Below are 8344 nucleotides of genomic sequence, written 5' to 3'. Positions count from 1 at the left end.
GTTGTGCAGAGCTCAGATGGACCTTGCCACCGTCGGCCTTGGGCCATATAAAACGGCCTCGTTCAAGCCGCTTCGCGAGCAGCCAGATTCCGTCCTCCGAGGCCCAGAGAATCTTTACCAGATCGCCCCGACGGCCCCGGAAGATGTAGACGTTGCCGCCCAGCGGATTCTCCCCAAGCGCTGTTTGCACCTTCGCTGCCAACCCCTGGAACCCGCATCGCATATCAGTGACGCCAGCAGCGATCCAGATGCGCGTGCCTGCCGGTAGGGAGATCATGAGCGCAGACTACCCAGCACGATCCGCAGCATATCCGCATCAACCAGGCCGTCCACTTTAACCACCGCACGACCGATCCGGATCTCGATCCTGCCGACCGGTGATACAGGCTTCGCGCCCTGCGCGGGCGCTTCTACCGGAGCTGACGCAATGACCTCCGTCGGCGTGTCGCTGAGCAATACGACCGGAATGAGCCCGGCAGATCGAGCTTGCTGATCGGCCAGATATCGCCGCCGCCAGGTGAACAGCATGTTCGCGTTGATGCCATTCTCCCGGGCCAGCTTTGCGACTGAGACGCCAGGCTCGCAAGCGGCCGCTGCCAGTCGCTCACGCAACTCCCGTGGGTAGTTCGGGCGCCCCATTCGGGAACCCGGCTTCTTCTCCGCAGACTCTGTCAAAGTGGTGCCCATCAGATTGGAAATGATGGGCATCACTTTGATGTCGCCCTCAGCAACTGTCTATAACGGCCGGCATGAGCCGCTTACGCAGATAACTCGAAGCGGGCCTGCGCAAGAGTTCCAGTCCGTCAATTGACATGAAGTCCAATGCGATGCGCTCGGCCGCATCGGTAACCAACTACTTTGATCTCTGATATCTGTGCGCGACGGGTGTCAGGTGGGGCATGGGCGGCGCTTTCGCGTCCTTAGACAACTGTTTTCGTCTATGGAGTGTGGACCTATGACCGCACGGCAGCCATTTTTATTGACACCGGGGCCATTGGCGTTGGACGCCGAAGTAAAGGCTGAGATGCAGTTTGACATGGGTTCCCGCGACGTGAGTTTCAAGAAAATAACGGAGCGAGTAAGGGGCCTGATTGTAGATTTGCTGGACGCTCGGGGGGGTACTCGGCAGTTACCCATACAGGGCGGCGGGTCTTACGGCGTAGAGGCGGCATTGGCTTCGTTCGTTGGGACGTCAGACCGGCCTCTCGTATGCATTAATGGAAACTACGGCGAGCGGATCCTCAAAATGCTGCAGATCCGAGGCATTAATGCCGTCAGCATCGTTGCCCCGAGTGATCAGTCCTTCCCCGTGACAAAAGTCGCTGCGTGTCTGGAAGAGGATTCGGGGATCACCCATCTTTGTTTTGTGCACTGTGAAACGACCACGGGAGTCGTCAATCCGCTCCGGCCAATGGTAGAGTTGGCAACGCGTCATGGTGTAAGAACCATTATCGACGCAATGAGTTTTTTCGGTGCGGTGGAAATCAGTGCCAGGGAAGTTCCGTTTGTCGTCCTTGTGACCTCGAGTAACAAGTGCATCGAGGGTCCGCCGGGAGTGTCTTTTGTTGTTGCCTCGCTGGAAACGCTCGATAGCAGGACCTCAGAGACCAACTCGTTCGTGTTGGACGTTCGGGACCAATGGCGTAACTTCGAACAGACTGGCGAGTGGCGTTCCACGCCACCGACACATGTTGTTCAGGCGTGCGCAAAGGCCCTCGAAGAACTGGCTATTGAAGGGGTGGTTCGCCGTGGAGAGCGATACGCCTCTGTCCGTGACGCTGTCATCCGCGTGAGCTTCCCTCGGTTTTTCGCCTTCCAGAGGTCCGGGGTTATGCAGCCGTATCCTTTGTCCGCTGAGCCGCAAGCCAGTCTTGCATGAACTGAGTTGGCGACGTGAAGCCGAGCGATGAATGACGACGACTGCGGTTATAAAACACTTCGATGTATTCGAACAAGTCCGCAACGGCGTCGCGATGCGTGCGATACCGCGTGCCGTGTACCCGCTCGTTCTTCAAGCTGTTGAAGAAGCTTTCCGTCGGCGCGTTGTCCCAGCAATTGCCTTTGCGACTCATCGAGCAGCGCATCCCGTACGAGGCCAGCTTGCGCTGGAAGTCGTGGCTGGCGTATTGACTGCCTCTATCCGAATGATGCAGGACGCCGGGCGCGGGCCGGCGGCGGAACCACGCCATCGTCAATGCGTCGGTCACGAGGTCCGCCGTCATGCGCGGCTTGACGGACCAACCTACGACCTCCCGGTTGAACAGGTCCAGCGTGACCGCCAGATACAGCCAGCCTTCGTCGGTCCAGATGTACGTGATGTCCGAGGTGAACACCTGATTGGGCTCGGCCGGCGTGAACTGTCGGTTCAACACGTTTGCCGCAACCGGCAGCTTGTGTCGAGAATCGGTTGTCACCCGATAACGGCGCTTGTGGCGGGCTCGGATACCGTTGGCGCTCATCAGCCGCTCCACACGTGCTTTGCTGGCCGGAAAGCCGCGAGAGCGCACCTCGTCGGTCATGCGCGGCGAACCGTAGGCGCCTCTGACTTTGGCATGAATCGTTCGAATCAACGTGAGCAACTGGACATCGGTCAGCCGCTGTCGCTCAGGCGTGCCGCCGCGCTATCCACGCGCGATAGCCATTGACGCTTACTCCAAGGACCTCGCACAGCGCCGACAGCGGATAGTGCCGGCATTGCGTGTCAATCCAGGCGAACTTCACAGGAGGTCCTTCGCGAAGAACGCCGCCGCTTTTTTTGCGATTTCCAGCTCCATCTGCAAGCGCTTGTTCTCCGCCCGCAGACGCGAAAGCTCCATCTGTTCCGCCGTGACGACCTTCGCCCCCGGGCCGTTCAGCTTGCCGGCTTCCGACGCTTTGAGCCAGTTGCGCAGCGTCTGTATCGACATACCCAATTCGCCGGCCACGGCGCTCACGCCTTGCCCGTCCTTGACTCGTTGCACTGCAGCTTCCTTGAACTCCGCCGTGTACACCTGGTGCGGTACCTTAAACATTTCTTCTTTCCTTCCTTTCGGTCGAGTTTATACCCGACCTGCCGGAAGGCGAAATTTCAGGGGAAGCTCATGTCTATGTTCAACAAATTGTCTATGTTCAACAAATGTATCGATTCTTCATCGTCCGGCCAGCTAGAATGGTGCATTATGGTGCTGCTGTCATTTATGAATTTGAATCAGATTGACATTGATCAGAAATCAATACTCGCAGCAATAAAAAACGCCGATACTCGCAAAGGCTCCATCAACTTTCCTTATGCACACTTAAACAATATCGAGTGATATCGCGCGTCCGAATGGCGTTATCATCTCCTTGGCAGCAGAGGGATGCGCAGACGAGCTGGATCGTTCTCATGTTGGCCCTTTTGGCGACATGCTCGAAAGGTCACACACTCTATTGCAATTGAGCTGAACAACGACCTTGCGATTGCTGTTCCTGCACCGGCGACCAGTCAGCTATTTTCCGTTGGAATAATCGATGTAAAGGATGCGGACACGCGTTACTGAGGGTAGTTGTGGCCATAGCGGCGGCTTAGTTTTGCTGGCCGCAATGAGCCCGACGAGGCTTCGCTGTCGACATCCCCGTTATGCAACAAGATGCGAGAACCAAATGATGCTACCGCTGCCAGCGGCAGTCATCGGTGAGCAGTACATGCGGCCAAGCTACGTGTTGGGGATATTGCAGCGATGGACGTTTGAGGACGTCGGCCTTGGTGTACAGTCGACCCGCCGGCGCAAGCGAGCAGCAGCAGATTGAGGTCGCCGGGCACAACCGCAACGTCCGCGCTGGTCGATCAGCTCGATGCATTCTCGAAAATTGTGGCACCACTGCCGGATTGCGATGTTCGCCGATGCCAAGTCCACCGTACCGCCGCACCCTGCGCCTGATCTTTGCCTACGACGGCGACGCGCTATCGCTCGCCTCAAAGCATCTGGTCGAAATGACCCTGCCACCCTCGCATGAGCTGTGCAGCTCCGAAGGCAAGGCGGGGTTCTGGTTCGAATTGCGCGACCCCCACGGCCGGCCGTTATACCGACGGATCCAGCATGATCCAATGCCGCGGTATCGCGAAGCGCATGCGCCCGGCGCGACCCCAACGCACGTTACAGCTCTGCGGCGCGGCGTTTTCGAAATTCTTGTACCGGCCTATTGGGAAGCGGCGACACTGGTTCTGTTGGCGACAGAGCACCCGCCGGTCGCACCATTCGGCACGATCCGCGCCGAACGAGCGCGCAGCGGTGGACCGCGGGTTGGCACGGGTGCGGCGCGCGAAATCGCCCGATTCAGTTTGGATGACATCCTGAAATGACTACCGCAGATGGCGCCGTCATCGGCGTCAGCAAGATCATCGACCACGGTCCTGATGTATCGCGTTGGAATCTTGTGATCCTTGGCGACGGCTACCAGAGGGCCGAACTGGCGACCTATGCGACCGACGCGTGGAACTTCGCAAACGCTGTCGCCGGTACCGCGCCGTTCAACGAGATGTGGTCGGCCGTCAACGTACACCGCGTCGAGGTTTTCTCGACCGACAGCGGCGCTGACGACCCCGCGGGCTTGTGCAACGGTACCGGCGCGACGGCGCGCACCTATTTCGACGCGACGTTTTGCGAAGGTGGGCAAATACGGCGGCTGCTCAGCGTCGACGCCGCTACAGCGTTGAACGTCGCGCGCACGCAGGTGCCACAGACGAACATGACGGTAGTGATCGTCAACAGCACCATCTACGGCGGTTCCGGCGGGCCGGTCGCGGTGTTTTCGAAAGCAGACGGCGCAGAGCAAATCGGTATCCACGAAATGGGGCACACGGCATTCGGCCTCGCCGACGAATATTCGACGTACGCCGGTTGTTCAAGCGGTGAAACTGGCCACGACACCTATACGGGAACCGAGCCGGCACAACCCAACATAACCGCCAACACCGACCGCGCGACGATCAAATGGGGCGCACTGATCGCTGCGGCCACTGCGCTACCGACCACCGTCAACGCTAATTGTACGCAATGCGATACCCAAGCATCGCCTGCCCCGGCCGCTACGGTTGGTGCATTCACAGGCGCAGGGTATTTCCATTGCGGATTGTATCGTCCACAATACAACTGCCAAATGCGTACGCTCGGGAAACCGTTCTGCGCGGTCTGCCTAGAAGTCATCAGGAACACGCTTAAGCCATTCCTGCCGCTGCCGCCTGTCACGAGCCACTTCACCCCAACTTCTGGCAACCCCGGTGGCGCGAACGTTGATGCAACCACAGCGGATTCATCGGCCTGACTGCGGTCCGCGCGCGGCGTCGGTAGTAGCGAACGTCGTTATCGAGTCCGGCCCACGGATCAGCACGCTTAGCCCTTCGGGCGCAGGCAGCAAAGCGGGCGCGATTGCGGCCTAGTTCAGCTACATCATAGCGAGACTGCCGTCGATCATGAACGTCAGCCCCAACACCGGTTGGAGCGCGGCCGGCAATGCTGACCATCAGAGGAATCGGCGTCACTCATGCGAGTGACGCCAGCTTTGGCAGCAATCCCACGCTATGGCCTCGACTCGGTCGCGCAGGCAACCTCGACAGGCCCCGGACGGTCGATAAGCATCGGCGCTACAATTACTACGCCATCGGGCACGTCAGGGGCCAATAGAGCGGCATCTTCGCCTATTGTTGATCGAGCTAAAATTCACCCAGTCTGGACCGCCACTTCGCCAGCAATGGTTACGTGCATAAGGCGCTGATCGTCCGTCGATCCGATGCGATCAGGGAATCACCAGGTCGGATGCGAGCATTCGTAAGCGGCTAGCCAAGCCGCCTTGACGGATTAACTAGTGGCTGGTCGCGGTCGGTCGCCAGCGATGCGGTAGTAATGCCGCGATATCGCTGGCCTTGTGGGTCGGCAGTCACGTGGGACATCTTTCAGATAGGCGTGCGGCTCGTGCCCATTGAGTTGTGGTGAGCGCAACAGGCCCATGATGGCGGCAGCGCGTTGGCCTGCTCGCAGCGAGCCGGCGAACAACCAGTTACGCCGATAGCAAGTTCGCGATCATTCTGCCCATATCGGGCAAGAAGTTGAAGTCCATTACCGTTGACATCCCCTGTATGGGCGTCGCGTCAAGGTACGAGACGTCGAAGAGCGGAGCGGCGGTCGCGTGATGCACGTTGAGGCCAGCCTAGGCGTAGTGAGGGTCGTGTCGGCGTGGATGCTGGATGCGCATCTCAGCCTGACGCACGTTCTTCATGTCGAATGGAACCGGCACGAATGCCGGCGCCCGGAGTCCCATTTGCCGGAAGTAATACAGCGTCGGACGCGCAGGTTGACATTCATCAAGGCGTATGTGATTGCGCCTGCCACAATAGAAAAAAGCGTAGGCCAATTGCAACCAGAAAATTCCATGTGGACCATGAAGTACTATATAAGACCTTAGCTTGGTGCGTTTTCGCGTTTGTGCACGACTGGCACCGCGTAGCGCTTCCCAGCGCGCGCAAACACAATGAGGTTCTCTTGTCGGCTTCGACCATATACCGAACATGCCGCCATGGACGGCATCATTGGCCACCGGCTGGTAGACCTGACGTTCGAGCGCCGCTGATGACTTGTTACATCTGCCCGCGACGAACGAAGGCTTGGTGCCCTATCCCTTCGCGCTACTGACTGGTGTACCTAAGCCGAAAATGCACAACACGCTGCCTGCCTAGGAAGCAGCTCATCTGCGCTTCCGCACCTACACGACGCACGTCTACGACCGGCTAATGTCAGACCATCATTGCGATGCGTGGCTCCTCGCGATCGCGACGCCGCATCGGAAGACTTTCTGCCCATTGCACGAGGACAAGGGTTATGACAATGCTACACGCCGAGCGTTACCACGACATCTCATGCGGTCACCGCCTAGTGGGACATGAAGGCAAGTGCAAGAACCTGCATGGGCACAACTACCGCGTTCATTTTGATTGCGAAGCTTCCTCACTCGACGATCTCGGGTGCGTCATCGACTTCGGGGCGATCAAGACACTGCTTTGCAATTGGCTCGAGGATCACTGGGATCACCGCATGTTGCTGTGGATCGAAGATCCGTTCTATGTCGGCTTGCGCGACCTCGATCCGTCGGTGGTCGGCGTGCCCTTCAATCCGACCGCTGAAAACGTGGCGCAGTGGCTGGTAACCGAGCTCGGCCCTGATATCTTGCAGGGAACCAGCGTCCGGTTGGTCGAAGTGCGAATCGAGGAGACGCGCAAATGCACTGTGACGTACCGGCGCTAACTGTGCCGCCCGTTGACATCTATCCCGTCAACGAGATTTTTGAATCGTTGCAGGGCGAAGCCAGCTTCACCGGCACACCGTCGGTGTTCATCCGCCTGCAGGGGTGTCCAGTCGGTTGTCCGTGGTGCGACAGCAAGCATACGTGGGAAATGGTCCCGGAGCGCGCGATCAGCGTGGGCGCGATGCGTCTGAAAGAAGCGTCACCGTGCGACAGCTATGCGTGGTACGGCGTACAGACGTTAGCCGATATAGTGCGGGCGTCAGATGCTGAGCACGTGGTCATCACGGGCGGCGAACCGTGCATCTACGATCTGCGCCCGCTGATCACGAAGCTCGAAGCGTGGCATCACCGGGTCCAGGTCGAAACCTCCGGCACTTACATACCGCTCGTGACGCCAAGCACTTTCGTCACCGTCAGCCCCAAGTACGCCATGCCCGGTGGCCGCACGGTGCTAGATGAAGCACTGTGGCGAGCCAACGAGCTCAAATGCGCGATCGGCAAGCAGCGCGACGTTGGCATGGTGCTCGAGAAACTTGACCCGCTCCACCAAGCGCGAGACATACCGATCTGGTTGCAGCCGCTGAGCCTGTCGTCTCGCGCCACGGATATCTGCATTCGGGCCGCGCAACGCTACGGCTGGCGCGTATCGTTGCAGATGCATAAACTCATCAACATCCGATAGCATCTCCATCTTGGTCTGGCAACGCGAGGTGAAGGTCCTCCCAGTTGATCAAGAAAAATATAGGGCGTCATCAGTTGCGTAGAGCTAGCCGGAACCTCGTCGGGGCATTCCGCCATGTCCGGGCATCGCGAACGCGCCCGTGTGGAATGGCATGAGTCATGGCGGAACTTTGAGCTGAAGTGCGCTTACACCGTACCGCGTCGAGGTAGGTGTCGACGTGCATCGGCAAGGCGTCGAGCAGGCCGCCCAAAAGTGCGCGTGCGAACGGTTCGCGCGCTGTCGGGCCACTGCATGCCTTACTCGCGCGGCGGGCAGCATGCGGTGAAATGACAAGCGCAAAGGCCAGCGACAAGCTCGCTTCCGCGATCATGTTCAGCCGAGCAACGGCAAGCGATTCTGAACGCG

Annotated in this window: 7 protein-coding genes and 2 pseudogenes; 5 read left to right on the top strand and 4 right to left on the bottom strand. The window is 58.9% G+C overall.

From position 1 onward, the window contains the following. Window positions 1-277, bottom strand: a 277-nt coding sequence (gene tnpB, locus VSR82_RS37235; protein ID WP_498858650.1) for an IS66 family insertion sequence element accessory protein TnpB, incomplete at its 3' end; no start/stop codon positions are given. Further along, window positions 274-708: an IS66-like element accessory protein TnpA gene (gene tnpA, locus VSR82_RS37230; protein ID WP_498858649.1), complete on the bottom strand. Its 435-nt coding sequence runs from the start codon at window positions 706-708 to the stop codon at window positions 274-276. The genes tnpA and tnpB, both read right to left, overlap by 4 nt. Before the next feature lie 247 nt (window positions 709-955). Here tnpA and VSR82_RS37225 point away from each other — a divergent pair, with 247 nt between their 5' ends. Next, complete coding sequence (locus VSR82_RS37225) at window positions 956-1879, top strand: aminotransferase class V-fold PLP-dependent enzyme (protein ID WP_498858648.1); 924 nt, start codon at window positions 956-958, stop codon at window positions 1877-1879. Here VSR82_RS37225 and VSR82_RS37220 read toward each other — a convergent pair. Next, window positions 1830-3011 (bottom strand): annotated as a pseudogene (locus tag VSR82_RS37220) (IS3 family transposase). The gene VSR82_RS37225 and the pseudogene VSR82_RS37220 sit on opposite strands and share 50 nt — an antisense overlap. An 851-nt stretch (window positions 3012-3862) precedes the next feature. Between VSR82_RS37220 and VSR82_RS37215 the strand changes: the two are divergent. Beyond that, entirely contained in the window at window positions 3863-4321 is a 459-nt protein-coding gene (locus tag VSR82_RS37215; RefSeq protein WP_368587855.1) for a hypothetical protein, read from the top strand. Continuing rightward, the gene (locus VSR82_RS37210) at window positions 4318-5283 is read left to right on the top strand and encodes a M64 family metallopeptidase (RefSeq protein WP_410853238.1); all 966 of its coding nucleotides are present in this window, start codon (window positions 4318-4320) and stop codon (window positions 5281-5283) included. The genes VSR82_RS37215 and VSR82_RS37210 overlap by 4 nt, the downstream gene beginning before the upstream one ends. Window positions 5284-5820: 537 nt before the next feature. On the opposite strand, the pseudogene VSR82_RS37205 reads toward VSR82_RS37210, so the two are convergent. Continuing rightward, window positions 5821-6023: pseudogene (locus tag VSR82_RS37205) on the bottom strand (transposase domain-containing protein); the annotation flags it as partial. 816 nt (window positions 6024-6839) lie between these two features. Here VSR82_RS37205 and VSR82_RS37200 point away from each other — a divergent pair. Beyond that, window positions 6840-7256 carry a 6-pyruvoyl trahydropterin synthase family protein gene (locus VSR82_RS37200; protein WP_498858647.1) on the top strand — a complete coding sequence of 139 codons (417 nt, stop codon included), beginning with the start codon at window positions 6840-6842 and terminating at the stop codon, window positions 7254-7256. 2 nt (window positions 7257-7258) lie between these two features. Then, window positions 7259-7939 carry a 7-carboxy-7-deazaguanine synthase QueE gene (gene queE, locus VSR82_RS37195; RefSeq protein WP_498858646.1) on the top strand — a complete coding sequence of 227 codons (681 nt, stop codon included), beginning with the start codon at window positions 7259-7261 and terminating at the stop codon, window positions 7937-7939. Window positions 7940-8344: the final 405 nt, after the last annotated feature.

Origin of the sequence: Burkholderia sp. JPY481, from assembly GCF_038900515.1 — a bacterium.
In the GTDB taxonomy this organism is placed as follows: domain Bacteria; phylum Pseudomonadota; class Gammaproteobacteria; order Burkholderiales; family Burkholderiaceae; genus Paraburkholderia; species Paraburkholderia youngii.
The sequence above is the reverse complement of the archived record's forward strand: the minus strand, read 5'-3'. Positions and strand labels throughout refer to the sequence as shown.

What these genes read in the sequence shown, in the direction of transcription:
- VSR82_RS37225 (WP_498858648.1), top strand. Translation starts at nt 956, where the DNA reads ATGACCGCACGGCAGCCATTTTTATTGACACCGGGGCCATTGGCGTTG.
- tnpA (WP_498858649.1), bottom strand. Translation starts at nt 708, where the DNA reads ATGCCCATCATTTCCAATCTGATGGGCACCACTTTGACAGAGTCTGCG.
- VSR82_RS37200 (WP_498858647.1), top strand. Translation starts at nt 6,840, where the DNA reads ATGCTACACGCCGAGCGTTACCACGACATCTCATGCGGTCACCGCCTA.
- VSR82_RS37210 (WP_410853238.1), top strand. Translation starts at nt 4,318, where the DNA reads ATGACTACCGCAGATGGCGCCGTCATCGGCGTCAGCAAGATCATCGAC.
- VSR82_RS37215 (WP_368587855.1), top strand. Translation starts at nt 3,863, where the DNA reads ATGCCAAGTCCACCGTACCGCCGCACCCTGCGCCTGATCTTTGCCTAC.